This is a genomic window from Pseudoalteromonas sp. KAN5 (assembly GCF_022846535.1).
Classification (GTDB): Bacteria; Pseudomonadota; Gammaproteobacteria; order Enterobacterales; family Alteromonadaceae; genus Pseudoalteromonas; species Pseudoalteromonas haloplanktis.
In genome coordinates, this window is record NZ_AP025589.1 from 1,678,096 (window position 1) to 1,703,876 (window position 25,781).

20 protein-coding genes and 1 pseudogene are annotated in these 25,781 nt (G+C 40.3%); 8 read left to right on the top strand and 13 right to left on the bottom strand.

Annotation, left to right across the window (positions count from 1 at the left end):
• Positions 1-101 precede the first annotated feature (101 nt).
• From KAN5_RS07335 to KAN5_RS07345, 3 genes are all read left to right on the top strand, one after another.
• The gene (locus tag KAN5_RS07335; protein WP_244390828.1) at positions 102-716 is read left to right on the top strand and encodes a GntR family transcriptional regulator; all 615 of its coding nucleotides are present in this window, start codon (positions 102-104) and stop codon (positions 714-716) included.
• A gap of 737 nt (positions 717-1,453) precedes the next feature.
• The gene (locus tag KAN5_RS07340) at positions 1,454-1,696 is read left to right on the top strand and encodes a type II toxin-antitoxin system Phd/YefM family antitoxin (RefSeq protein ID WP_016709238.1); all 243 of its coding nucleotides are present in this window, start codon (positions 1,454-1,456) and stop codon (positions 1,694-1,696) included.
• Positions 1,697-1,703: 7 nt separating this feature from the next.
• A complete protein-coding gene (locus KAN5_RS07345; RefSeq protein ID WP_016709237.1) occupies positions 1,704-2,000 on the top strand; it encodes a type II toxin-antitoxin system RelE/ParE family toxin in 297 nt (98 codons plus the stop codon).
• Positions 2,001-2,470: 470 nt separating this feature from the next.
• On the opposite strand, the pseudogene KAN5_RS07350 reads toward KAN5_RS07345, so the two are convergent.
• Positions 2,471-3,583: pseudogene (locus KAN5_RS07350) on the bottom strand (transposase).
• 225 nt (positions 3,584-3,808) lie between these two features.
• On the opposite strand from KAN5_RS07350, the gene KAN5_RS07355 reads away from it, so the two are divergent.
• Positions 3,809-5,278 carry an arylsulfatase gene (locus KAN5_RS07355; RefSeq protein ID WP_244390936.1) on the top strand — a complete coding sequence of 490 codons (1,470 nt, stop codon included), beginning with the start codon at positions 3,809-3,811 and terminating at the stop codon, positions 5,276-5,278.
• Between the two features lie 326 nt (positions 5,279-5,604).
• Here KAN5_RS07355 and KAN5_RS07360 read toward each other — a convergent pair whose 3' ends face one another.
• From KAN5_RS07360 to KAN5_RS07375, 4 genes are all read right to left on the bottom strand, one after another.
• Entirely contained in the window at positions 5,605-6,324 is a 720-nt protein-coding gene (locus KAN5_RS07360; protein WP_244390829.1) for a SapC family protein, read from the bottom strand.
• A gap of 21 nt (positions 6,325-6,345) precedes the next feature.
• Complete coding sequence (locus tag KAN5_RS07365) at positions 6,346-7,914, bottom strand: tryptophan halogenase family protein (RefSeq protein WP_244390830.1); 1,569 nt, start codon at positions 7,912-7,914, stop codon at positions 6,346-6,348.
• A 76-nt stretch (positions 7,915-7,990) separates the two neighbouring features.
• Positions 7,991-10,762: a TonB-dependent receptor gene (locus KAN5_RS07370; RefSeq protein WP_244390831.1), complete on the bottom strand. Its 2,772-nt coding sequence runs from the start codon at positions 10,760-10,762 to the stop codon at positions 7,991-7,993.
• Between the two features lie 306 nt (positions 10,763-11,068).
• The gene (locus KAN5_RS07375; protein WP_244390832.1) at positions 11,069-11,839 is read right to left on the bottom strand and encodes an IclR family transcriptional regulator C-terminal domain-containing protein; all 771 of its coding nucleotides are present in this window, start codon (positions 11,837-11,839) and stop codon (positions 11,069-11,071) included.
• A 235-nt stretch (positions 11,840-12,074) separates the two neighbouring features.
• On the opposite strand from KAN5_RS07375, the gene KAN5_RS07380 reads away from it, so the two are divergent.
• From KAN5_RS07380 to KAN5_RS07390, 3 genes are all read left to right on the top strand, one after another.
• The gene (locus KAN5_RS07380) at positions 12,075-12,839 is read left to right on the top strand and encodes a phytanoyl-CoA dioxygenase family protein (protein WP_244390833.1); all 765 of its coding nucleotides are present in this window, start codon (positions 12,075-12,077) and stop codon (positions 12,837-12,839) included.
• A gap of 82 nt (positions 12,840-12,921) precedes the next feature.
• Entirely contained in the window at positions 12,922-14,031 is a 1,110-nt protein-coding gene (locus KAN5_RS07385; RefSeq protein WP_244390834.1) for a 6-bladed beta-propeller, read from the top strand.
• 86 nt (positions 14,032-14,117) lie between these two features.
• The gene (locus tag KAN5_RS07390; RefSeq protein ID WP_244390835.1) at positions 14,118-16,469 is read left to right on the top strand and encodes a beta-galactosidase; all 2,352 of its coding nucleotides are present in this window, start codon (positions 14,118-14,120) and stop codon (positions 16,467-16,469) included.
• A gap of 56 nt (positions 16,470-16,525) precedes the next feature.
• Here the strand turns inward: KAN5_RS07390 and KAN5_RS07395 are convergent, their stop codons facing one another.
• Positions 16,526-17,344, bottom strand: coding sequence for a hypothetical protein (locus tag KAN5_RS07395; RefSeq protein ID WP_244390836.1), 819 nt, complete (start codon positions 17,342-17,344; stop codon positions 16,526-16,528).
• Between the two features lie 105 nt (positions 17,345-17,449).
• Between KAN5_RS07395 and KAN5_RS07400 the strand changes: the two genes are divergently transcribed.
• Positions 17,450-18,313 carry an AraC family transcriptional regulator gene (locus tag KAN5_RS07400; RefSeq protein ID WP_244390837.1) on the top strand — a complete coding sequence of 288 codons (864 nt, stop codon included), beginning with the start codon at positions 17,450-17,452 and terminating at the stop codon, positions 18,311-18,313.
• A gap of 6 nt (positions 18,314-18,319) precedes the next feature.
• Here the strand turns inward: KAN5_RS07400 and KAN5_RS07405 are convergent, their stop codons facing one another.
• From KAN5_RS07405 to KAN5_RS07435, 7 genes are all read right to left on the bottom strand, one after another.
• On the bottom strand, positions 18,320-19,597 hold the full coding sequence (locus KAN5_RS07405; RefSeq protein ID WP_244390838.1) for an FAD-dependent oxidoreductase: 1,278 nt from the start codon (positions 19,595-19,597) through the stop codon (positions 18,320-18,322).
• A gap of 18 nt (positions 19,598-19,615) precedes the next feature.
• Positions 19,616-19,924: a 2Fe-2S iron-sulfur cluster-binding protein gene (locus KAN5_RS07410; RefSeq protein ID WP_244390839.1), complete on the bottom strand. Its 309-nt coding sequence runs from the start codon at positions 19,922-19,924 to the stop codon at positions 19,616-19,618.
• Positions 19,925-19,964: 40 nt separating this feature from the next.
• On the bottom strand, positions 19,965-21,137 hold the full coding sequence (locus tag KAN5_RS07415) for a cytochrome P450 (RefSeq protein ID WP_016709225.1): 1,173 nt from the start codon (positions 21,135-21,137) through the stop codon (positions 19,965-19,967).
• A 202-nt stretch (positions 21,138-21,339) separates the two neighbouring features.
• Positions 21,340-22,788 (bottom strand): aldehyde dehydrogenase, encoded by a 1,449-nt coding sequence (gene aldA / locus KAN5_RS07420; RefSeq protein ID WP_244390840.1) that lies wholly within the window; start codon positions 22,786-22,788, stop codon positions 21,340-21,342.
• Between the two features lie 4 nt (positions 22,789-22,792).
• Entirely contained in the window at positions 22,793-23,557 is a 765-nt protein-coding gene (locus tag KAN5_RS07425) for an SDR family oxidoreductase (protein WP_138554824.1), read from the bottom strand.
• Positions 23,558-23,568: 11 nt separating this feature from the next.
• Positions 23,569-24,591, bottom strand: a complete 1,023-nt coding sequence (locus KAN5_RS07430) for an alcohol dehydrogenase catalytic domain-containing protein (RefSeq protein WP_016709222.1) — start codon at positions 24,589-24,591, stop codon at positions 23,569-23,571.
• A gap of 10 nt (positions 24,592-24,601) precedes the next feature.
• On the bottom strand, positions 24,602-25,711 hold the full coding sequence (locus KAN5_RS07435; protein WP_244390841.1) for a mandelate racemase/muconate lactonizing enzyme family protein: 1,110 nt from the start codon (positions 25,709-25,711) through the stop codon (positions 24,602-24,604).
• Positions 25,712-25,781: the final 70 nt, after the last annotated feature.

A 25,781-nucleotide genomic window follows, 5' to 3' on the forward strand; every position in this document is an offset into this window, starting at 1 on the left:
AAATAGTGGTCTATTGTAATGTGTTGACAATAGACCATTCGCTTTTTTTTATATACACTAAGTAAAGAAAAACAAAGCATAAAATAAACGTAGGAAAAAATATGGCCGCAACTAAACCAACAAAAATTTTATCTGTAAAAGATCAAATAGCTGAACAGCTACGTTCAGATATTATTTCTGGTGAGATGCCCCCACAAACTAAATTAAATGAAAAAGAATTAGCAGAACGTTTTGGCTTATCCCGTGGCCCTATTCGTGATGTAATACTGCAATTGACGAAAGAAGGTTTATTGATTTCACGAAATAACTGTGGAGCATCAGTAAACAGCGTACTTGATCCTAAACTGCAAAAGCTAATGATCAAACTACGCCGCAGCATTGAAGAATATGCGGTTACCGAGCTAAACGGCAGTTTAACCGAGCAGAATATCGCGGACTTAGAAGATATTCTCACAGCACTGCAAGATGCACTAGAACGTGAAGACTATACAGAAGTAACTAAAATCGATATTTCGTTTCACCAATACTTAATTTACCAAGCTGGTGGCGAAGAGCTGGTTAATATTTGGTACCCTTACGTTATGCGTATGCGTTTAAATTACAAGCGCATAACCTCAAGCTCTGAATGCGTTAACGAGCATCGCGCTATCCTTGAAGCCCTAAAAGCGCAAGACAGTGCAACTGCAATTAAAGCTATTAAACACAATATCAAATAAAGAAATAAATTTTATGCTTAACAAAGCCGCTGCAAAGCGGCTTTTTAGTTTGAAAACCAGCTAATACCCGAATCGAAAAACCTGCATAGCGCTCTATTATTTGCCGTATACAAAAGCTTGTCAGTCATTAAATCCAGAGCAAAAACGCCATTTAAGCATTAATCACAAAGAGTTTAAGGGGCGCTGCGCTTAAGAATAATAAAGATTCTAGACCCAAAAGTATTTGCGCGGCTAAGGACACTATTACCTAATAGCCAACGCCAATCAGTTAACAGTGGATGTATAGCACTGGATCCGCCGTAGAATAAGAATGTGCTCCTGGCGACAATGGCGCTATTTACAAAGGAATAGCCCGGCGCAGTTTAATGGAATTGGGTGTCAGCGAGCGACTAGCCATAGTATGTGGTATCACTAATACCAAGAGTAGGTACTTGAAAGCGAAGGCCCTTATAGAAGCTCAAAACAAAAGGAATTAATATTGCACTAGGCAATGACTACTTAGCTTCACAAGGTTTAGTGCCATTGAGAGATATTTGGATCAATATTCATTACGGGAAATGAACCACCCATTGCACTTCCTATAAGTAAAAAGCGCATGATGGATGGTGTGGAGGCTGGAGGAGACCTCCGGCTACCGGATTAGTTTACCTTTCGCTCAAATCGCACGATTTAATCAGATTGAACATTTAACACGATCGACTATAATCATATTGTAATTCCAAATTTGGAGAATACCCATGCACACGTTAACAGCAAATGACGCAAAACGTAACTTTGGTGAGTTACTTCTTAATGCCCAACGTACACCAATAAAGATCAGCAAAAACAGTAAAGACGCTGTAGTAGTCATGTCTATTAAAGATTACGAAGAACTAGAAGCGATGAAAGCTGACTACCTTAAACATTGCTTTGAATCTGCTAAACAAGATTTAGCACAAGATAACGTAGTTGATGGCGAAGACTTTTTACAGGCTTTGTAATTCAGTTATGCAGAAGAATAAATACAAATTAAGTAAATTAACTCAATCTCATTTGCGAAAAATCAAAAGCTACACCATTAATAATTTTTCTGAGAAGCAGTGGCGTATCTACAAAGATATATTGCTAACTGGATTTCAAATGCTTGCTGACAATCCAACTGTTGGTAAAGGTTGTGATGATATTTACTCCAACGGGTTCTACTTTCCTGTAGGTAAGCACATAACTTACTTTACCAAAGAAGATGGCTTCATTTTGATTGTAGCTGTACTCTCTCAATCACAACTGCCACAAAACCATTTGTAGTGGATAATTAATCCTAACACTTGAAGTTAGGGTTAAATTCTACATTGGTAAACAAATAGTTAACTTTGCCTAATGTTTTACAAATGCAAAAATACACCAAAGTGGTAGAGATCAGTAATATTGGACAAATCACAGACAGCTGTATATAACCCCATTTCTTTTTGGAGATTCACGTTATGAGATCACTTTTTTAACTATGATTTCTGAGCCAATGGGATCAAATTTTGACTTCATATATCATAATTTATCACTATCCGGTTACCACTCAACAAACTAAATTGACACCCACCTTTAATAATGAACTAAAAAATGAACAAGATATGTCCACATAAAATGTATTTACCGTCTAAAATTTATTCAAAATTACATCTACAATTCTCTCGGAAAGCTTTTATTCGACAATCCCTAAATTACTCACATACCAACCCTTGCCTTGAGACAATGTTTAACGCTTTAGTTGAGTATAAGGACTAGGCCAGTAGTTTTTCGCTATTGCTCACGTTACTACGCCGTTTTCTCTTCAGATTTTCACAGTAGCTTTCTTGTGCTGTCGCTCTACCCACTGCACCATGAAAAACGCGAGTAAATTGTGTGGTCAGTTTTAACCAGTTTTCGGGGGAAATATTTACACGTTCTAATAATGGCAAATGACTACTCTCTATATAGCCCCGTTTACCTTCCCTAACGCAGCGCCCAGTTAATTCAATAAGTTCAAGATATGATTTAAGCTCAAACGGGAGTCCTTTTAGCATTATTTGGCGGGACATACCTGCAAAGCGTAATAACTTTTTAGGTTGCTTACCTGTGATTGCGCTTTCAATACGTTTTTGTGCACTGGTGTAGATTGATTTTTCTGGGGTGTTATCTATTTTGGCGCGGATGGGGTTTAAATCGGCATACGCCATGCACGCTGCAAGTGATGCTTCATCTAGTAATGCTTGTGATTTAAAGCGGCCTTCCCACAAAGTTGTAGGGAACAACTTTGAACGCCTTTGGCGGCCCGAAGGGTGAGCGCAATGGAGGCAGCGAATAAAATCTACCCGTACAATTATCTTCTTTGTTCGCTCTTCGGGAATATTTTTCATTCAATAACCGCATAAACCAGCTGATACTTGATAGCCGCTCTCGGTATTGTTCAACTGTTTGATTAAAAAAGATGAGATCTACGTTACTTAATTTGTCACCTTGTAAATACTTATGCGTGAGTAATGTGCCTTTACACAGTTTATGCCAGCGAATAATAATTGCTTTATCATTTAACCTATTGGCTTTTTATCATCTACATACAGTACTAGATGGGTGTACTTCAGGCGTCCTGCCTTTCGCCCTTCTGGCTAGCTGCGCTGTTGTTAAATGTTACTGACATTTTGCTGGTTACTCATTACGGCGTAAGCACATACATCAATACAGAATATCTTTGCTAAAGCCAGTAACTTGTTTTCAACCCAGCCTCTGCGATGTTCATAAGACTTTCCTGTAAAGTAGTCTTCACCACATAGAAATGCTCGGCGGACACAACGTGAAATACAGTGATAATATTTTGTCTCTGCGAAGCTTATTTGACGCCTTCTAGCAATAGCCAAGCGACACCTTGATTGTTTTTTGCACTAATTAAAACTTAGTCTTTAGCTGTAATCAGTTTTATAAAATATTAGCTAAAATTATTTCCCCTGTGAGCAGTAGATTTTTATTACTTTTCATATACACTCAATTATAGTACAAGTTTTGTACAACCTCTCATATATTACATGGGACATATCAATAAAAGGAGATTAACAGTGTATATCAAACAGTTCATAACCCGCTCTATGTTATTCATACCTCTGATACTTTTTTCAATACTCTCACATGCGCAAGAGAAACCGAATATTTTGGTAATTTTTGGAGATGATATTGGCTGGTACAATGTAAGTGCTTATAACCTCGGTATGATGGGGTATCAAACACCTAATATTGATCGTTTAGCAAAAGAAGGCATCTTATTTACTGATGGTTATGGTCAACAAAGTTGTACTGCTGGACGTGCAGCATTTATCTTAGGCCAATCCCCAAAAAGAACAGGGTTATTAAAAATAGGTATGCCAGGCGACCCTGCAGGTATTAGTGAAAAAGACCCTACACTAGCTGAATTGCTAAAGCCTTTAGGCTACATGAATGGTCAGTTTGGTAAAAACCATCTAGGTGACAGAGATAAACACCTTCCTACTAACCATGGATTTGATGAGTTTTTTGGAAACTTATACCATCTTAATGCAGAGGAAGAGCCAGAAAATGCTGATTATCCAAAAGACCCTGAATTTAGGAAAAAATACGGCCCTCGCGGTGTGATCCGTTCAACTGCCGATGGCAAAATAGAAGATACAGGGGCGCTGCTTAAAAAACGTATGGAAACTGTGGATGAAGAGTTCTTAGCTGCAACTAAGGATTTCATTAACAGAGCTGTAAAAAAAGAAAAACCATTTTTTGTTTGGTTTAATACCTCACGCATGCATATTTTTACCCACCTGAAATCCGAATCCATAGGAAAAACAGGTAAGGGAATTTATGCCGATGGTATGGTTGAGCACGATGGTCATGTAGGTGAGCTTTTAGAGCAACTTGATAAATTAGGCGTTGCAGATAATACAATTGTTATTTACACAACAGATAACGGCGCAGAAAAATTTAGCTGGCCTGATGGGGGCACCAACCCTTTCAAAGGAGAGAAAGCAACAACATGGGAAGGTGGTATTCGAGTACCCATGATCGTGCGATGGCCTGGAAAAATAGCTGAAGGGAAAGTTTCAAACGAAATAGTCTCATTAGAAGACTGGGTACCTACCCTTATGGCCGCTGCAGGCGACTCGAATATAAAAGCAAAACTTAAACAAGGATATTCTGCTGGAGATAAAAAGTTTAAAGTACATCTTGATGGCTACAACTTTCTTCCTTACTTAACTGGGAAAGAAAAAGAAGGTCCTCGTAAAGAGTTTTTTGCGTGGGTTGATGATGGTTCCTTAGGTGAAGTAAGAATTAACGATTTCAAGTTTCATTTTTCAACAATGGAGCATGAAGGTGTGGACGCTTGGTTACTTCCTCAAACAATCCGTAAAGCGCCAATGATAATAAACTTGCGTGCTGACCCGTTTGAAGCAGCCCCAACTCAGTCTTCGTACTATGATGATTGGTTGGTTCGTCATATGTATTTAATAGGTCCAGCGGTTGATGCCGTAAAAAAACATATGGCAACCTATAAAGAGTTTCCACCACGAATGGAAGCTGGTAGCTTTGTTAAATAACAACCAAATGGGAGTAGTTAACTACTCCCTACCTACCAAAGGCATTAACTGTAGCTATTCTTTGCAGCTTTCATTACATACCTAAGCAAAATATGAACTAATAAATACTATGTAAATAGCATAACCGAAAAATCATGTTTCAGGTAGATACTAAATTAGCTGTTTGATAATTACTTTCCATAGAAGCATTTTTTGCTATGTGCTTAATATAATATGCAGAAAAATATCAGCCTGATTAAAATGGCGCCTTGCATTTTGCATAGTATTATTTCATTTTCCACGGGCGCTTTTCGCTCAAAACGGCCTCTAATCTAACATCTGCAATTTTAAGCTTCGCTCTGCCAGTTTAATAACTTCTGTATATGTCCTGTGGCGGCAATGATCATATAACAGGCTTGTAGATAACCCATTTCGTGTAATGACTTAAGTGCATCTGTGCTAAGTTCGGCCAATGCCTGTTCATTAATCGCGTATAAACCAGTATAGGTTTGCTTTTCTCCATGTTGAGTAAGGCTCAGTTGTACGGCTTCTATCAACTCATGTTGTAACAAGGTATTGATAAATGCATTGGTGCGCTTATTCCCGTGCATCAGTGTCATTAATTGCTCACACACACTATTTAAGTAGGCGCTGGGCTCTCCCTGCTCATCAAAAATTCGCTCACCGGTGTCGCTGTTTACTCGCGGATGTTCCTGGTCTATCAGAACAGCTAAATCGTTGTCTGTAGCCTCTGTAAGCGAATTATCACGCAGGCCTAATTTAAACGGTTGGCGCTTAATGTGCAGCGGTATATGCTGTGCTCGCCATTTACCTTGATGTAAAAACAAGTTCTGTCCGGCTGTAAACCCCGTTAAGGCAAACAATTCAAACTGACCTGTTTGGGAGTTTTTCATAAAATACACAGGGTAATCTAACACCAGCTGCTTAAGCTCATCTGCCACAATCGGAATATAGTTAATATTATCGCCAAACTCATGCCCGACCGACGTGTTTATAAACAGGTTTGCGTGTATTTTTTTATCCAATAAAGTTGCTTTTTTCATCATATAATTGCTCATTTAAACGCGCTAAATTGCCGCTAAACCAAACTGTTTTATTTGATCTAACAATGTCCGATTACCCGGTAATTTATTAACTAATAAGGCCGTATCTTTGCCATTTTTAATGACTAAACTGTGCGCTTTTTTAAGATAGTGTGGGTTATTACCATAATGTGTAGTCGCGGTTTTAAAGCCCATGCCATACAAAACATATTGGTAGCTTGCGGCGGGAAAAACCTCAACGGAATAGTCAAAATGGCTGTCATTAGGGACATGTGTTTGCCAAATTGCGAGGCTATCTTGCAAACTTTGAGGAATACTTTGAACGGCGCAATGTTGCAGCCAAAACTCGCTGTCGGTGCGTTTGCTGAGCATGTAATGCAGTTTTAAAAAGTCGATAATTCGCTGCCAACGGTAGCTAAAGGTACGATTCAAACGCGCCGCTGTGATATCCATAACTTGCCGGTTTGCTGGTAATTGCTCGGCAATGAAGTTAGCTGATATTTCGACCAACAGTAATGCAGATGCTTCCAATGGTTCTAAAAACCCCGCCGATAACCCAACTGCAACACAGTTTTTATGCCAAAATTTTTCTCTATGGCCTGGCTCAAAAGTAATTTTTTTAACTGCGAGAGAGGCTCTATCTTGCTGGGCTATATTTAAATAGTCACACAACTGGTTTTTTGCCTCTTGCTCACTGATATGACGGCTGGAATACACATGCCCTACTCCACGGCGCGTTTGTAGGCCAATGTCCCAAATCCAACCAGCGCTTTGTGCTGTAGAAATAGTATGAGAGCTGATGGGTTGATTTTCATCATAAGGAACATGCACAGCCAGTGCGCTGTCAGCAAACAATACATCTTTACATGATTTAAACCCGACTTTGAGATTATCACCCAGTAGTAATGATTTAAAACCGCTGCAATCAATAAATAGATCACCAGCCAACGTCGTGTTGTTGTCCAAACTCAATGAAGCTATATCACCATTTTTATGATTATTTACCGCTTCAATCGTACTGACTACATGCGTTACATTAAGTTTATTAACACAGTGGTTTTTTAAGAAAGTAGCAAATCGCCCTGCATCTAAATGATAGGCGTAATTGGCAACAGCACTGTATTGTGCGGTTGTAATTAATTTGGGTGCGAGATTATGTTCGCATAATGCCTGTTGGGGGCATACGTAATTGGCAAAGCTGGGTTGTAGTTGCCCATTTGGTTGCGTGTGTAAGTTAAGCCATGCAGAGGATAAATCTGTGTCATTAAAGCCTTGCGGCATCATCAGTGGATGGTAATAAAAGTCGTCTTCTTTACCTGTATGCCATTTTGCAAATTTTGCGCCTTGCTTAAACGACACATTACATTGGTTAATAAAATCGGCTTCATCAACGCCCATATTTTGTAATGTACGTCGCATGGTGGGCCAGGTCCCTTCTCCTACTCCCACAGTTGGGATATCTGATGATTCTACTAAGGTAATTTTATAATTAAGACTATGGTGTTTTTGTAAGTAAGCGGCGATGATCCCTGCACTCAACCAGCCTGCTGTTCCACCGCCAACAACCACAATTGATTGTAAGTGATTATTCATAGCAACCTCTTTATTGCTATAGAGCAAATCCAAAAAGAGCAAGGCAGTAGGTGCCTTGCTCATAATTAACGATCAGTTACCACTTAGCAGTAAAACCTATGCTATAACGTGGGCCGTATTGCTCAGCAGAGACGAGTTGCTCGCTAAAGCGACCATGACGACGAACGGTTTCATTAGTTAGATTCAGCGCATCAAAATTAATTGAATATGCCTCATTAATTGTATAATTGAAGTTAAAATCTAACTGACCGTATGCTTCAGTAAATGTTGGCTCTGTTCCTAATGAAAGTAAGAACTCGTCGCGCCAGTTATATGCAAGACGAACTTGAAAATCATCATTCTCATAAAAACCAACCAAATTACCAGAGTCACTCAAGCCCGCTAGAGCAATGGTTTGATCAAAGTTATACGGTTCAAACTCTTCGTCACTGTTAACTAAGGTATAATTAGCAACCACACCGAAGCCAGTATCTTCAATCATGTATTGACCGTTTAACTCCCAACCATCAACTTCACGATTTTGTAAGTTATCAGGTGTTGAAATATCAAATGTTACAATTGGATCTGACGGCTGACTCATACAAGCAGGGTTAGGTGTATCAGAACTATCTGGACAACCAGGACGCGGGTTTACACTTGGATCGCGCAGTGGCTCACCGTTTATATCATCTAATGTACCTTGTACTACACCTGCACCAATAAAGTTTTCAACAAACTTTTTAAAGTAGCCTACCGATGCATAACTGCCATCGTTACCATACCATTCAAAGGAGAAGTCAAAGTTATCGGACGTTATTGGTAATAAATTTGGGTTACCTTGTGAGGCATTGTATGGACCATCAGGGCGTGCATTTATCGTTGTAGACGGGAACATAGCACCAATGCCTGCACGGGCAAGCGTTCGGCTATATGAAAAACGTGCTTTGTAACCATTATCTAGATCAGCGCTTAAATCAAGATTAGGTAAAATACGTGTATATTCACCTTCCAGCTCTTGTGGTGTTGCTTCAGCTGCATATACAGGACGAAGTTCTTCAGCATGGCGATAATTCAGCGCGATAATTGCCGGTTTTACAGAATAACCAGTTACATCTGTGCTCTCATAACGAACACCCACATTCATATCGATAGGAATATTATTAAATTCGGTGTTTACATCTAACGAAACATAAAATGCAAGAGTTTGCTCTTGAACACCATTGGTTGAAATATCAGGCTCTCTAAATAACCCTTCACCTCTAACTATATCAACAAAGTCTTGAGCGCTATACCTTGGCATATATGGGAACAATTGGTCCGAGCCTGAAAACTCGTCAGCAAAGCCTGTCGCATCATCAAATGTCATGCCTAAATTATCTAATGGAATATCAACAAATGAAAATTGCTCAGACAAATAGGTATCAATCTGATAATCGGTATACATTGCGCCAAAATGAATTGCCGATATAGCCCCACTTTCTAAGTTTTCCCACATACCACTGGCATGATATTGCTTGATGTTATTTTCCATCTCATAACCACGGCGCTGGTATAAATCAGATACAATATTTTCTTGCGCGTATGCACCGCCGGGTAAAGTCGAATCATCAATGGTGATACTAGGTACTTCGGTAGAGAAATTAGCCCCTATCATGGCAACTGAGCCAGGAATGTTTTTCAGGTTGGCGATGGTTTCAGCCGTGTTACCATCAGGATTAGAATGTGATGTTGAATCGTGCGCGTCAAAACTTAATTTTAGTGAATCTGTTGCTTGCCAAGCTAAATTTAAGCCTAAAGAATCGTTTTCTTTTTTCTCGTATAATTCCCATGCCCAAAAATTCAATTCATCGTTTGGGTTGGTAATATCGACCACAGTACCATTTTGATCTGCCGTACCACCTGGATTATCAAACCAAAAAGACATTTTATTCGTTTCACTGATCTCTTCAAAGCGCGATAGAGTGTAATCAAGTGTGGCAACAATGTTATCGGTAGGTGCAAACTGTAACACTAATTGCGCATTATCACGGGTACGTTCAGTTTCAAAACGCTCCATTTCTGGTGTCCACGGCACCCAGTAAGTACCCGTAGGGTTGACTGAAGTATCAATAGCACTGCTATCAACGCCATCAGGGTTGGCGCGATTTTTCACCCAACCTTGTGATGTACCCACACGTTCACGACCACTTTCACGCTCAGAATGTGAAACAGACAACAGCACACCAAACATATCATCTGCAAATGTTTGGCTGATCATACCTGAGACTTCGGGTGTTACACCTGATTTTTCAGAGCTGGTATCATTAATTGCTTTTACATTTGCAAACGCTTTAAAGCCATCATAGTCAAACGGTTTGGCAGTGTTGATATCAATCGTGGCACCAATGCCACCAGATGCAACATTCGCTTTACCTGTTTTATAAACTGATACGCCTGAGACACTCTCTGCAGCAATCTCTCTAAAGTTAAAGCTACGTGAGACACCCTTTTCTTGAATGACTGAAGAGTTTGGCATCTGACGACCATTTAGCGTCACTAAGTTAAAGCTCGGACCAAAGCCACGCACTGTCACTTGGTTACCTTCATTGTTGGCTCTATCAATTGATACGCCACTGATACGCTGTAATGACTCGGCTAAATTTGTATCTGGTAATTTACCTATGTCTTCTGCTGAAATAGCATCAACTACCCCTGATGAATCCTGCTTGATGGATGCTGATTTACTCAATGCACTACGGATCCCCGTAACCTGAATAACTTCTACATCATTATTTATATCAGTTGTATTTTCTTGCTCTGCATAAGCCAGTGGTGTTGACACCAACATAGCGATACAAATTGCATTTAACTTAAATTTTGTATTTATCATTTTTACACCTAAATATTGTGTTTAGCCGACGTTGCCAATAATGATTTGATTTTGGTTAGCCTGAATTGTCATCAAAATATTGTTAACAATTGACTTTACAATAATAGAACACAGCTTGTTAAGTCAAATTAAATCGAACAAAAATTTTACAACTACGCTGACAACTTAAACTAACAGTACTGTATAGGTGATTTAAAAATGGGGAGTGAGTATTGGTAACTAACTAAATTAGCATGGTTTTTAATGGTGTTTCGAATGCAGGGGAATCAAGCGCAAACAATTTACTCGGTAAATTACCTCACCAGTTTAATTGTTTAGTAAAGCAGTGATCTTGCTTGCAGTACTTTTAAGCTCTGCGACCATTGCTTGGGCATTCACTGCTGATGTTAATTCTGCATCAAAAGATGAAATAGTCAGTGCAGCTATCAGTTTTGCTTGCGGTTTACCTATCAGCACAGAAAAATCATCGACACCGGTGATCAAAGGGTTACTCTGTACAAGGTGGCCTTGTGTACAAATAACATCGAGTTCATATTGCAACTGGCTTAGCGCTTTAGGTTTTAACGTACTATAACTTGCATCATGCTCAATCAACATGCCACGAACTTGCTCGTTACTATTTGCTAATAATAATTGACCCGCCGTTGATTTACTTAGCTTAAATAATGATCCTTCTGCAATGCTTAAATGCATTGCACTGTGACTGCGAGCTTGTACCACCGTCATAGCTTGGCTTTGATACAGCATAGTTAAATAGCATGACTGTCCCAAACTCACCGCTAAATCTTCCATATAAGGAATGGCGCATTGACGCACTTGATCAATCGGCGAAATAGACCGAGATAAATTATAAAGCTTTAAAGATAAACTATAACGCCCCGAAAATTCATCCCGTATTAAATAGCCCCGAGACTCTAAACCAACCAGCACTCGGTAAATTTCATTTGCACTACGACTAAGCCCAGTCGCTATTTCACTTTGTGAACAAGCACTGCCTTGCAGTACTAAAAACTCAAGTATATCGAGCCCCTTATCTAACGCAGGTACCGCGTATTTACTTTTTACTTTTGTGTTCATTATCCACCCAACCGTGCAAAAACAAGGCAATTCGCCATATTCATATATGAATATAAAAATAATTTTTCTAGCTCATAATATTTGAATTTATGTAGAAACAATTAGTTAATCATCATCACTATTATTTATATATGAATATCATATTTTTATATAAATTCAAGCTTGACCACTTCATAAATCCAACTCATTATTGTCAACAATTTACAACAAGTAGTCATTTACAGGACACCCACTTATGAACAACAGACAACTAACACCACAACAAATTGCTGACTTTCATCGAGACGGCTACGTTATTGCAAAAGGCTATTACGACGAACAAGAAATTGCCCGCTTACAGCACACCGCCTTTAATGATGATTCGCTATACGAGCGAGCATGGCATAAAAAAGATGCCGATGGTGCAGTAAGTAAAGTGTGTTTGTGGCAAAAAACCGGTGATGATTTTTACAGTATGTTTTCGCGTGGTCGTCGTTTAGTTGATGTATGTGAAAAGCTTATTGGTGAAGAGGTTTACCATACAAGTACTAAAATAATGATGAAAGAACCGTTTGTTGGCGGCGCTTGGGAGTGGCATCAAGACTTTGGTTACTGGCATCGCGATAACTACATGCTTTACCCGAAAGCCATTAGCTGTATGGTGGCCATTAATAAAGCGACTGTCGAAAATGGATGCTTACAAGTTTTAAAAGGCTCACATCATTTAGGCCGACTTGATCATAGTAAAACGGGGGATCAAAAAGGTGCCTGTTTAGAGTTTGTTGAAGAAGCAATGAAATACCATGAGCTGGTCAATGTAGAGCTTGAACCTGGTGATGTTCTGTTTTTCCACTGTAATTTATTACATAAATCAAACCAAAACCGTGCTGCAGAGCCGCGTTGGTCAATGATCTGCGCATTTAACGCAATCACTAATCAATCGTTTAAAGAAAACGAAGCTGTTTATTATCCATTAGAACCGGTTAACGACGATGCCATTTTGAATTGGAAACCCGCTTAACTGTTCATCCGTAATTCTAGCCAAACCAACTCATAGACTGTTAGCCCTTTTCTTGAGTTGGTTTTTTAATTTGGAAAAACCAATGCTTTGTAGCCTAACTGAAAAACAAAAACAGCAAATTGCGCACCCATTCCCTAAAAACGGCCAAGATCCCCATGGTAAAATAATTGGTCACGGCAAATTTAAATATAAAGTAGATGCGCATTGGGGCAAACTCGATCCTAAGCAGTACCCAATCGAAAACTGCCATGCCATGGTAATGGATTCACAAGGGCGTATTTTTATGATCACTGATAATACCCAAAATAATATTTTGGTGTATTCACAGCAAGGTGAACTACTCGATGCTTTTGGCACACTCTTTCCTGGCGGCCATGCTTTAAAAATTGTCAAAGAAGGTGAGCAAGAATTCTTATATGTTGTAGACAGTGGCTGGATTGTTAATCGTCATTGGGATGGTCACAGCAAAGAGCAATGGGATAGCCCGACTAATAATGTCATTCCACAAGCCGGATTTATTGCGAAAATGACTTTAGATGGCAAGCTTGTTTACACCATTGGCCACCCGCAAACATACGGTGCTTATACGCCACAGCAGCCCTTTCGCCCTACTGATATAGCCATAGCTCCAAATGGTGATTTATACGTTACTGATGGTTACGGTAGTGATTTTTTACTGCACTTTGATAAACACGGCCGGTATATCAAGCACTGGGGTGGGCATGATAACAGCGATGCTAACTACAACTTACATAATACCCATGGCATCGAGGTTGACTTACGTGATGCCACCAACCCGACTTTAATTGTCAGTTCACGTTTTGAACAGTGCTTAAAAGTGTTTTCTTTACAAGGTGAATACCTTTCAAAAATAAGCGCGAACGGCGCGTATATTGGTGGGCCAGTTTTTAAAGGTAAACTATTTTACGCTCCGGTGTGTTGGTCGCATATTGACGAGCGTAATGCCGATGACTCTGGTTTTATCAGTATTTTTGATCAATCAAATAAAATAGTGGCTAACTTGGGTGCGCCACAACCTGTATATATAGAAAACGAATTACAGCCAATGCAAACAGATTGGCAAATATTCAACCATGTACACTGTATTTGTGTTGATCAAGATGACAATCTTTATGTTGGCCAATGGAACTCGTCAAATAGTTATCCTATGAAGTTAATAAAACAGAATTAATGCAATAAAAGTGAATATGATCATTGTTTATTGTTAACAATGATCATATGTTATTCATTCTAGTTTACAACAGGATCAAAACTATTATGACAACAACTCACACTTCACTGACTGTTAACTTAATTGCGCTCAGTTTAGCCTGTATTTTTGCCAATGGGTGTAGCGATACAAATAAAACACCTGTGCAAGAGCGCGCAGCTAACACCCCACTGGATCCTTTCTATCAAGCTGAAACATTAACTAAACTGGTTGATTTTTCAAAGCAACAACAGCAAAGCTGGTTTTTCGATAAGCACACATCGCACCAATTCATTGAGTCTGCAAATAGTGATAAGTTAGCGTTAAGTTTTTCTGCAAAGGGAAATATTTCTGAACTAAAAATAGCCCCACCCAGTCCTTGGGATTTATCATCGTATAATAACTATAACGTGGCTTTTGACGTTGAAAATACCAGCGCCAGCTCAGTACACGTTTACCTCTCAATAGAAAACCCAGAAGGGCAACTACAAAGCCGCTCGGTTAGTTTACCGGCGAATTACTCAGGTACTGTCTATTTTCCTTTAGATGGTAAAGAAGCCCAAACCAATACTGGCATGTGGGGAGATGCACCACCTTGGCAAACAAATGATCGATTAATGGTGTGGCGCTCTTGGCGTGATGATGGCGGCGACTTTACAAAAATTAGTGCAATGAACCTCTTCACTATCGGTGTGTTAGAAGATAAGTCATTATTAATTGGTGATATTAAGCTCAGAAAAAACCCACCATCCGATCCCAATTGGATGGTCAATATAATTGATAAATATGGTCAATACACAAAACAAACCAATGCGTTAACTATCACCTCAGATGAGCAGCTTAAACGTTTGGCTGATATTGAATTAGCTGAACTTGAAAAATCCAAAGGCATGAGCGACCGCTCTCGATTTGGTGGTTATGCCAAAGGCCCTAAATTAGAGGCCACAGGCTATTTCAGAACTGAAAAAGTAGACGGTAAATGGTGGATGGTTGACCCTGAAGGCTACTTATTTTTCTCCCATGGCCCGGCCAATGTGCGCATGGCTAATCTTACCACCATTACCGGCGTAGACTTCAAAGATGATTCGGTCCGCAATCGCAGTAGCGATGAGATCACCCCTGAAGATTCGATGGGGATCATTAAAGTCTCAGATGACGCTCGCCAAAGCCGCTTTATTACCTCTGAGCTTCGTCATAATATGTTTCAATGGCTGCCCGATTACAATGAGCCACTTAGCGAGCACTACAGTTACCGACGCTCAACACATAAAGGGCCTGTTGCACATGGCGAAACATATAGTTTTTACCGTGCAAACTTACAACGTCGCTATGGCGAAACATCACCTAAATCATATTTAGCTAAATGGCATGAGGTAACACTTGATCGCATGAAGGATTGGGGTTTTACATCATTTGGCAACTGGGTCGATCCGGCATTTTACGATAAAGAATCAGTGCCCTATTTTGCCAATGGTTGGATTATCGGCGACTTTAAAACACTCTCTGGACATACTAATCACTGGGGACTGATGCCCGATTTTTATGATCCTGAGTTTAAAAAACGCGCAGAAATTACCATTGATGCCATAGCTAAAAGCATTAAATCATCACCTTGGTGTATAGGTATATTTATCGATAACGAAAAAAGTTGGGGCGAACGTGAAGGCAGCGTAGAAAAACGCTACGGCATCATACTCGATGCCCTATCAAAAGATGCACAGCAAAGCCCAGCTAAACACGCATTTGCAACACACCTTAAACAAAAGTACACCTCAATAAATGCACTAAATAAAGCATGGCAAAGCGATATTTCAAGTTGGGATGAACTTAATAATGGCGTTACGTTTACTACCTACACTGACGCACAAATAGCCGACATATCGAAAATGTTAGAAATGCTAGGCGAACAATACTTTAAAGTAGTCAATGGTACATTAGCTAAAAAGCTTCCTAATCATTTATACATGGGTGCTCGCATGGCTAACTGGGGCATGCCAGATGAAATTATTAAAGCGTCGGTAAAATACTCGGATGTATTGAGCTTTAATATTTACGAGGAAGGTATGCAAGATCATTACTGGCAATTTTTAGAAGACGTTGATCTACCGGTTGTAATTGGCGAATTCCATATTGGTACAGCTACCGACTCAGGCTTGTTTAACCCAGGTATTGTTCACGCTGCAAATCAAACAGACCGTGCTGCTATGTATAAAAATTACATGCAAAGCGTACTCGAAAAACCGTACATGGTTGGCGCTCATTGGTTCCAATATGTTGATGAACCAGTATCTGGGCGGGCATTTGATGGTGAAAACGCCAATATAGGCTTTGTTACCACCACTGACATCCCCTACCCTGAAATGATCGAAGCAGTAAAAGACGTTACCTCCACCATGTACGAAAATCGCTATGGTAAGTAGCTTTCCTCAATGAAGCTGAACTACATGACCGGCGTCTATTCATTAGCCGGTCATACCTACACAATTAAGTGTTTCATCAGATACTCTTTCATTCGCACATTAAGCTGCCACTGCTGTGTTAATGGTATCGTCGAATTAAGTTTATTAGGCATATAAGGCCAAGGTCCAAATTCCGGGCAAATATAAAATATTTGCTGCCCGCGTGCTTGTGCTAAATCAATAATCTGTTGCCACCACTTTACGTACAAGCTTAATGTTTCCTGCCATTGGGGGCTAAATGGGTCATTCACTTGTGCTGATTGAGTATGACCTACTCGAGCGTGAATATAATAACTGTGCTGTTGCGCGCGTTTTAGTGACCCTTGTTGTTCCTCTAGGTAACTTTCACTGACATTAGTCCAATGCGAAAAGTCAGCATTTAATTTTAGAGCTGGAAATTTTTGAAGATACGGCTCTGTAGCAAAGGCTGCAAAATTAAACCGTCCTCGGTGAGTCTCATGAGTAATTGTGATACCCAAAGTACGCTCTAACGCTAAAGCATCGTTGAGTAACAGGCTATTTTGTGCAACGCTATAAAAGTCTTTTCCGGTATGTGAGTTTATAAACACAGGGTTGAGTGTTGCTAAAAAACGTAATCGTGCATTAAATTTAGCACGATATTGTGCAAACGATTCAACCTTAGGTGCAAGCCATTGTTGCGCTACCACACTAAAATTATCTTCATTGGCGGCACGTTGAATGCCACTGATAAACTTTTCATCTGCTGGAAAGTTAATTTCTGCTCCAGCAAATCCAGCATCAAGTACCTTTGCTACAAATTCATCGGCTGCTGCCCCTTCACAACCCCAGTAAGGGCATAAAAACTTTAATTTCATAATAGTGCCTTTTATCTAAATTCAGTATGCACAGCTGTTACACAATCATTGCAGCAATAAATAATGCACGCTAAACTCAATTATAATTTGTTAACAATAAACTATATGCCAAAGCCAACAATCTATTGTGAACCGTTTTCTATTAAAGACGGCTACGAGTTTGAAATTCATCACGTTAGTTATCTTCAGCACGATGCTTACTCGTGTTTTATGCACTTTCATCAAGTGCATGAATTTATATTTTTTGAACGCATCGATGGCACTTATTTTTACCATCAAGGTGAATCAACATTAGCTGATTATGAAGCCGTGTTTACCCCCGCCATGGAAACCCATGACTTTGAGCTCAAACCTCGCTCTAAATCTTGGTACATAGTGCAATTTATGCCTGAACGCCTAAACGATCCGGCTTTAAGTGAATTTACTGAGCTGCTTAAAACCGGTTTACATTTAAGCTTTAGTATTGAAATACAAAAAAGAATTCATAAATTACTCGCGTGGATGCTGAGTGAGTTTAACGAAAACCCTAAAAGTAAAACCTGTACTCAACTATTTAATAGCTTAATTACGATGGTGTGCGAATACGGTAAAAGCAGCTTATCGGCGCAGCAAAAACCATTAAGCGGCTCAGCCAGCTTTAAAAAGCTGACACCAATAATTAATGAACTTAAAACAAACCACGGCTTAACCCTGTCACTTGAGCAAGCCGCGAGACTTTGCCATTTATCGCCGTCGTATTTTTCGCGGGTATTTAAAAAGCACTTTAGAGTGCCTTATTCTGATCACCTTATGCAGCACAAGCTATACAGCGCTGCACGCCTACTAGGACAAACAGATGTATCGGTGACCGAAATAGCGTACGATTTAAACTTTTCCAGCCCGTCATATTTTATTAAGCAATTTAAGCATCACTTCAAAGTGACCCCCTACCAATATCGGCAACAATATCGCCAGCAATTACAGCCCTAAAGCCAGCTACTCACTTAGTAATAATGTTTTTGTAAGTGCCGTTGTGGTGTCTTTTAATACCTGTTTATTAACCTGTAAATTTTGTTTAATTGCTTGCATACCCAGTACATAGGCTTTGCTATTGTTAACCGCTTCAACACATAACAATTGCTCAGCATTGAAGTACCACACCGAAAATTGTGTCGGCGAATCTTCACGAACAATTAATTCGTCATATCCGTGTGACAAACCAACAATTTGCAATTTGTACTCATATTGATCTGACCAAAACCAAGGCACCGCAGGAGCTAACGGCGCTTTATTCGTTAGACACTGCGCCACAGATTTAGCTTGATCAACGGCATTTTGTACTGACTCTAAGCGGATCCAACGTTGATAAATTTTGCTAAAGTGCGTTGTACAATCACCAATTGCGAAAATATCAGGGTGAGACGTTTGGCAAACATCATTCACTTTAATGCCTTGCTCAATCGTCAAGAGCGCATCACTGGCCAATTGCGTATTTAACCTAACGCCGACCCCGACTAAAATAAAATCTGCGGGATAATGGGTACCATCGCTACACACAACCAAGTGTTTATTACCTTGGTGCCCTATTTCGACAACGTCTTTGCCTGTGTGTAGAGCTACGCCTTTACCTAGGTGCAGCTGGGTTAAAAAGTCAGACATCACACTTGATGTAACACGTGATAATATTTTGTCTTGTTTTTCAATCACGGTTACATCAGCGCCTAATGCAACAAACGATGACGCTGATTCAAGCCCAATATAACCGCCACCAATAATGACAACCTGTTTGTTTGTACTGTTATTTAAAGCAGCTTTAATCGCTTTGGCATCCGCAAACGTTCGCATTGCAAAATACTGGGGGTTACCCGCCTCATCAAGGGTATCGCTCAATCCAGATATGGGCGGAATAAAAGCAGAGCACCCCGTTGCTAGCACCAATTTATCAAACGTAAGACGACTACCATCATCTAAGGTAATTACGTTTGCTTGCGTATCAATGGCTGTCACCGTTTGCCCTAGTCGCAGTACTAACTTGTTATCTGTGTAGGCTTTTTCAGCTTTAAGCGGTGTTGATAATGTGTCACTTGCTTGCAATGTTTTTTTAGACAATGGCGGCCTGTGATAAGGTAACTCTGGATCACTATCTATTAAGGTAATACTGCCAAGCCAGCCTTGCTGGCGTAAATTAAACGCAAGGTTCACACCTGCGTGACTAGCGCCTATTATCACTATATTTAAATCAAGTGAATGCGTTGGTGAGTGTATATTTTGCATAATAAATCACTCAACTATCTAGTTAGCAACAACAAAGGTCATGCCATCGAGATCTTCAGAAACTTCAATTTGACAACATAAACGACTAAATTCAGTCACATTATCATCAAGTTCTAGCATGTCGCTTTCAATTTCATCTGGTGCGCCTATTTTTTCAAAATCATCAGGCGCAACGTAAATATGACATGTTGCGCATGAGCATACGCCGCCACAGTCACCATCAATACCTGCAACGCCATTCGCGGCAGCTAACTCCATTAATGAGCCGCTGCTTCCTTCGACCTCAACAGCGCCATTGGTTTTTGTCATAAAAATTACTTTAGCCATCGTTCTACCCTCTTATTTTTTGCACTTGCTACAGTGTTCGTTACTTTGCTTTTATACTGACTTGTAGGCGGTTAAAGCCTACCTTGCGTGAAAACTCACCGAGCTTTTCAATGTTTTCATCGGCTTTGATTATGTCTATGCTGGCTACTTTACTTGCCAGTGATAACACTAGTTGACGTAATAATTGTCGTGCATGAGTGGCCCCTAAACAGTTGTGATGACTAAAGCCAAAACTCACATGAGGGTTTACTTTTCGATCAAAATCAACGTTATTAGGGTTTTTAAACACGCTTTCATCGCGATTTGCCGATGCCCAACATAGTGATATTCGGCTATCCGCTTTTATTGCATGCTCACAGACTTGGGTATCTTCGGTTGCAACACGCCCCATCTGTGTCAATGGTGAGAAGTAACGAATAAGCTCTTCAACAGCACGATTGATGATTTCAGGCTCATCATGAATACGCTGTAAGTCACTGATATTTTCACTAAAGTAAGCAATTGAATTAGTGATGGCATTAATTACCGTATCGCGGCCACCAGCAAAGGTTAGGATCATGACGCCTTTAACTTGCTCTTTCGTCATGTTTTGACCATTCACTTGCGCGGCAAGTAATACTGAGTACAAGTCATCACTAGGGTTAGCAATGGCTTTATCTATTTCATGATCAATATAGTCATAGAGAATATTAGCTTTATCGCCATCTAGATCACTGTCTTCACTGCGAAATACATGAGTGCCCCAATCAATCCAGGTTTGCGCTTTATCCATCGTGGTATTTAATAACAACGTCAGCGCTTTCGATTGCAGGGGCAATGCAAACTCACTCACAATATCCAGTGATTGCGCACGCAATGCATAGTCAATAGTGTCATCAATGATTTGCTGTAAACTAGCTTGATACGCATCGTCTAACGGGCGTTTAAACCATGGGTTTAATAACTCACGAAAGCCACCATGCTCTGGCGGGTCGACTTCAAAAGGAATTTGCCGTGTTTCACGAATTGCCACTTCAGATGGAATAACAATCCGCCCAGGTTTAGCACCTGACTGAAACACCGTACAATTATGCGCGGCTTTTCGTACATCTTTTAAACCTAAGAGCATATTTACGGGATCATTCTGATCGTCCATTTGCCCAATGCCCGATGCATTACGTTGCTCTTTGAATGCATCAGGAAAATCACTCACACCTGTAACTTTTGCTGTCATGCTGAAATACCTTACGACCAAAAATGTAAATTTAATGCACCATACTAGTCCGATATTTTTGGCTTAAATACGCAAAATAGATTAAAAAATGGTAGTTTCATGTCCTTTTTAGCATGACGTTAATTAACTCACAGGCACAAAAAAGCCGATGCGTTTGCATCGGCTTTAGGTGGGCAAATGTGAGAGAATCCACCCCGCCTAATTACTGCTCATTTAAATAAACGGTTTTCTTCTCAAGATATTGTTCTAAACCGTATTGGCCATCTTCACCGCCCATACCGCTTAGCTTCCAGCCATTGTGGAAACCTTGATGTTGTTCACCTAAACCACGGTTAACATACACTTCACCCACTTCCATTTCTGCAATTGAGCGATGAATGTATTCCATAGATTTAGTGTATAAGTACGCTGAGAGTCCATATTCACTGTCGTTGGTATAAGCAATGGCTTCATCAATGCTGTTGATTTTGATGATTGGTAATACCGGCCCAAAAGTTTCTTCGTGCACTAAAATGTTGTCTTGCTCAACATCAACCAGTACCGTTGGCTCATACCAATTGCCGCCTTCAAACCCTGCTACTGTGGCAACTTTACCACCAGTTACAAGCTTAGCGCCTTGTGCAATGCCTTTTTCAACAATTGAGTGAATATTATTAATTTCACTTTGATTGGCCTTAGGCCCCATATCTGAACTTGGGTCCATTGGATCGCCTACTTTAAGGGCTTGCACTTTTGGAATGAATTTTTCTATAAAGCTATCGTAGACATCGCTGTGCACATATAAGCGCTCGGCACAGGTACATACTTGACCACAGTTAGCAAAACGCGCTATCACAGCGTCAGCAACGGCTTTATCAAGATCAGCATCTTCCATCACAATAAACGGTGCTTTACCGCCAAGTTCAAGCATCACTGGGGTTAAGTTTTTACCGCTTGCTTGATGAATAATTTGCCCTGCACGGGTACTACCGGTCATGGTGATTAGCTTTGTCAGCGGGCTTTCACATAAGTGTTGGCCAACGACTGAGCCTGTCCCATTAACAATGTTGATCACACCTGGCGGAATACCTGCTTGATTGGCAATTTCACCCAATTCCATCGTAGCTAATGGTGTTTCTTGGGTTGGCTTAATGACTATTGAGTTACCAGTAATAAGCGCAGGACCAATTTTACGCCCCGCTAATGCCAACGGGAAGTTCCATGCTGTGATTGCCACAACCACACCACGGGGAACTTTATGAATGTAGATTTTTTCGTTTTCGTGATCAGAAGGAATGATATCTCCTTTGATCGTCAACGCATTATCACAGGCATATTCAATAAATGTGGCTGTAACATTGGCTTCCATACGCGCAACATCAATTAACTTGCCTTGCTCTTGGACTAATAGCTCAGCAAGGCGCTCGTTATTATCACGAATACCTTGGGCAAAACGGCGTAAAATTGTAGCGCGTTCACGCGGTGTTTTTTGTGCCCACTGAGTTTGTGCTACCGTGGCCGTTTCAAGCGCAAGTTGTGCGTCTTCAACACTGCCTTTAGGAATGACACCCACTTGCTCGCCGGTACTGGGTGAGAGCACGCTGATGGTGTCGCTATTTGATGAGCTAATATACTCACCATTTATAAAGTTTACGTTGTTTTTTATTGTCATGGTTTTATCGTCCCATCCAGCCGCCATCAACTAATAGAACACTACCGTTCATGTAGTTTGAGGCATCTGATGCTAAAAATACGGTTGGCCCTTTAAAGTCATCAGGTGTTCCCCAACGACCTTGTGGTATACGATCTAGAATCGATTTTGCACGCTCAGGATCATTTCTTAATGCTTCGGTATTATCAGTGGCAATATACCCCGGTGCAATGGCATTCACATTAACACCTTTACTGGCCCACTCGTTAGCAAGTGCTTTGGTTAATTGACCAATCGCTCCTTTACTTGCTGCATAACCAGGTACGGTGATCCCGCCCTGAAAGGTTAATAATGACGCAGTAAAGATAATTTTACCTTGCCCACGAGCCACCATTTCCTTACCTAATTCACGGCTTAAAATAAATTGTGAGTTTAAGTTAATCTCAATGATTTTATCCCAATATTCATCACTGTGCTCTACCGCCGGATCACGTAAAATTGAGCCTGCGTTATTGACTAGAATATCAATTTTAGGGTGATCTTTTTTCACATCATTAATAAAAGCATATAAGCTCTCACGATTAGAAAAATCACATTGGTAAGCATAAAACATTTGCCCACGAGCAAGCACTTGCGTTTCAACATCTGATCCTGATTTTGCTAAACTCGCTGATACGCCAATTACATCAGCGCCGGCTTCAGCCAATGCCAGTGCCATTGCTTTACCAATACCACGGCTACAACCTGTGACTAATGCTGTTTTACCTTTAAGACTAAATTTATCTAACATGTTATTTTCCATTACTTAATTTGGCAAGAAACAAGGGCTTTCATACCCGTAGGGTTATTGTCCATGCTAGCAAACGCTGAGCTAATATCAGCCAGTTCACTGACCGAAGTAATAAATGGTTCTAAATCAATTTTGCCGCTAGCAACTAAATCAATCGCCATTTCAAAATCTGCATCTTCATAAACACGTGCGCCAACAAGTTCTAGTTCACGCCAAAAGAATTGGAACAAATCAACTGGCGGCTTTTGAGAATGGATAGCAACCATACAAATGCGGCCACGTACTGCTGCAATTTGGGTCATAGCTTCAACGGCAGGTTGCACACCCGATACTTCAAAAACAACATCAGCGCCTTTGCCATCACTCCATTTAGACACATACTCTTGCAAGTCTTGCTCTAGTGGGTTGATGGTTTCAATATCAAAACGCGCAGAAAACTTACGACGCTCGTTATTTACTTCAGAGATCAACACGTCAGCACCGACGCTTTTAGCAACCAAGGCCACGAGTTGACCAATTGGACCGCCACCGATCACTACTGCTTTTTCACCGGCTTTTAAGCGTGAACGCGAAATATCATGACAGGCAACAGATAAAGGCTCAATTAATGCGCCTTGCTCAAGTGTTACGTTGTCAGGTAGTTTATGAATAGTACGCGCTTTTACTGTCCATGAATTTTGAAACGCGCCAACTGAATCAATGCCCATAAATTTCAGGTTATGACATACATGGCTATGACCGGCATTACATGCAGGACAATCACCACAGTAATCAAGTGGGCGTACAACGACACGATCACCCACTTTTAAGTTAGTCACATTGCTACCAAGCTCTGCAACCACACCTGAAATTTCATGACCTATGGTATGCGGTGGGTTAACGCGCTGATCCATTACGCCATGATAAATATGCATGTCGGTACCACAGATACCAACAAAACCAACATCTAAACGTACTTCATCTGCTTGTGGCTTTACTTGTTTTCCTTCGACGATGCGAAATGATTTATTGCCAATATATTCTGCTGCTTGCATGGTAAATACCTTATGATTGCTTAACTAAATGAGGCTTAACTAATTGCGCGTCAAACTCGACACCGGTACCAATTAAATCTGGTGCACAGGCTTCGCCGTTATCAAGTTGTAATGGTCGCGTGGTGTATTCATCTATCGGGAATGAGTGTACTTCTAAGAATCCCGCATGAGGTTGTGAAGCCAATAGCGATACATGTAATTCATGCATACCGTGGCTACAAATCGGCAAGTTGTGGGTATACGCTAAACTAGCAACATGTAACCACCCTGTGATACCGCCGATATTTGAGGCATCAGGTTGTAAAAAGCCAAGTTTTGCTTGATCAATCGCATAACCAAATTCATATAACGTATGTAGGTTTTCACCCATAGCTAAAGGAATTGAGGTCGCTTGCGCAATCCGTGCAAACCCTTTGTAATCATCTGGAATTGTTGGCTCTTCAAACCAGGTTATATCAAACTGCTCAATGGCTTTTGCAAAACGGATTGCATGTTCTACATTCATCGAGTAATTAGCATCAACCATTAACGTTTTATCAGCACCAATTAGCTCACGAACGGCGGCCACTCGTGCCACATCTTCTTTATAATCTGGTTTGCCTACTTTAATTTTTACCGCATTAAAACCACGGTCTAAGTAACCTTGAATATTCTTAAGGAGCTTTTGCTGATCAAAGTTAAGATCTATACCACCGGCATAACACGCTGTTTTATCTCTGTGTCCACCAGCAACTTGCCAAAGTGGTGCTGATAAGCGCTTACATTTGATATCCCACAAAGCAATATCTACAGCTGAGATTGCAAAGCTTAATAAACCACCGCGGCCTACGTAATGTAGATCCCACTGTAGCTTATCCCAAATTGACATAATTGCTGATGAATCAGCCCCGATCAAACCAGGTTTAATTTCGTCATTTAATAACGAATAAATAGCGCGGCCACCTTTACCGCCGGTATAGGTGTAACCCATACCTTCGTAACCGTCTTTGGTCATTATACGCACTGCGATAACTTCAAAATGAGTATGATCACCGTGTTTAGCATCACTTAACACCTCAGCGAGAGGAATTTGGTAATACTCTACTTTTATATTTTTTATTGCTCGCAATGAATCTCTCATCTAGCCACCAGTTTAGTTTACAAGATACTGTCTATTGTTAACAATTTACAACAACATAAATTTATTGTAA

What these genes read in the sequence shown, in the direction of transcription:
- KAN5_RS07345 (WP_016709237.1), top strand. Translation starts at nt 1,704, where the DNA reads ATGCAGAAGAATAAATACAAATTAAGTAAATTAACTCAATCTCATTTG.
- KAN5_RS07340 (WP_016709238.1), top strand. Translation starts at nt 1,454, where the DNA reads ATGCACACGTTAACAGCAAATGACGCAAAACGTAACTTTGGTGAGTTA.
- KAN5_RS07355 (WP_244390936.1), top strand. Translation starts at nt 3,809, where the DNA reads ATGTTATTCATACCTCTGATACTTTTTTCAATACTCTCACATGCGCAA.
- KAN5_RS07375 (WP_244390832.1), bottom strand. Translation starts at nt 11,839, where the DNA reads ATGAACACAAAAGTAAAAAGTAAATACGCGGTACCTGCGTTAGATAAG.
- KAN5_RS07400 (WP_244390837.1), top strand. Translation starts at nt 17,450, where the DNA reads ATGCCAAAGCCAACAATCTATTGTGAACCGTTTTCTATTAAAGACGGC.
- KAN5_RS07390 (WP_244390835.1), top strand. Translation starts at nt 14,118, where the DNA reads ATGACAACAACTCACACTTCACTGACTGTTAACTTAATTGCGCTCAGT.
- KAN5_RS07385 (WP_244390834.1), top strand. Translation starts at nt 12,922, where the DNA reads ATGCTTTGTAGCCTAACTGAAAAACAAAAACAGCAAATTGCGCACCCA.
- KAN5_RS07405 (WP_244390838.1), bottom strand. Translation starts at nt 19,597, where the DNA reads ATGCAAAATATACACTCACCAACGCATTCACTTGATTTAAATATAGTG.
- KAN5_RS07335 (WP_244390828.1), top strand. Translation starts at nt 102, where the DNA reads ATGGCCGCAACTAAACCAACAAAAATTTTATCTGTAAAAGATCAAATA.
- KAN5_RS07415 (WP_016709225.1), bottom strand. Translation starts at nt 21,137, where the DNA reads ATGACAGCAAAAGTTACAGGTGTGAGTGATTTTCCTGATGCATTCAAA.
- KAN5_RS07435 (WP_244390841.1), bottom strand. Translation starts at nt 25,711, where the DNA reads ATGAGAGATTCATTGCGAGCAATAAAAAATATAAAAGTAGAGTATTAC.
- KAN5_RS07360 (WP_244390829.1), bottom strand. Translation starts at nt 6,324, where the DNA reads ATGATGAAAAAAGCAACTTTATTGGATAAAAAAATACACGCAAACCTG.
- KAN5_RS07395 (WP_244390836.1), bottom strand. Translation starts at nt 17,344, where the DNA reads ATGAAATTAAAGTTTTTATGCCCTTACTGGGGTTGTGAAGGGGCAGCA.
- KAN5_RS07365 (WP_244390830.1), bottom strand. Translation starts at nt 7,914, where the DNA reads ATGAATAATCACTTACAATCAATTGTGGTTGTTGGCGGTGGAACAGCA.
- KAN5_RS07425 (WP_138554824.1), bottom strand. Translation starts at nt 23,557, where the DNA reads ATGTTAGATAAATTTAGTCTTAAAGGTAAAACAGCATTAGTCACAGGT.
- KAN5_RS07380 (WP_244390833.1), top strand. Translation starts at nt 12,075, where the DNA reads ATGAACAACAGACAACTAACACCACAACAAATTGCTGACTTTCATCGA.
- KAN5_RS07370 (WP_244390831.1), bottom strand. Translation starts at nt 10,762, where the DNA reads ATGATAAATACAAAATTTAAGTTAAATGCAATTTGTATCGCTATGTTG.
- aldA (WP_244390840.1), bottom strand. Translation starts at nt 22,788, where the DNA reads ATGACAATAAAAAACAACGTAAACTTTATAAATGGTGAGTATATTAGC.
- KAN5_RS07430 (WP_016709222.1), bottom strand. Translation starts at nt 24,591, where the DNA reads ATGCAAGCAGCAGAATATATTGGCAATAAATCATTTCGCATCGTCGAA.
- KAN5_RS07410 (WP_244390839.1), bottom strand. Translation starts at nt 19,924, where the DNA reads ATGGCTAAAGTAATTTTTATGACAAAAACCAATGGCGCTGTTGAGGTC.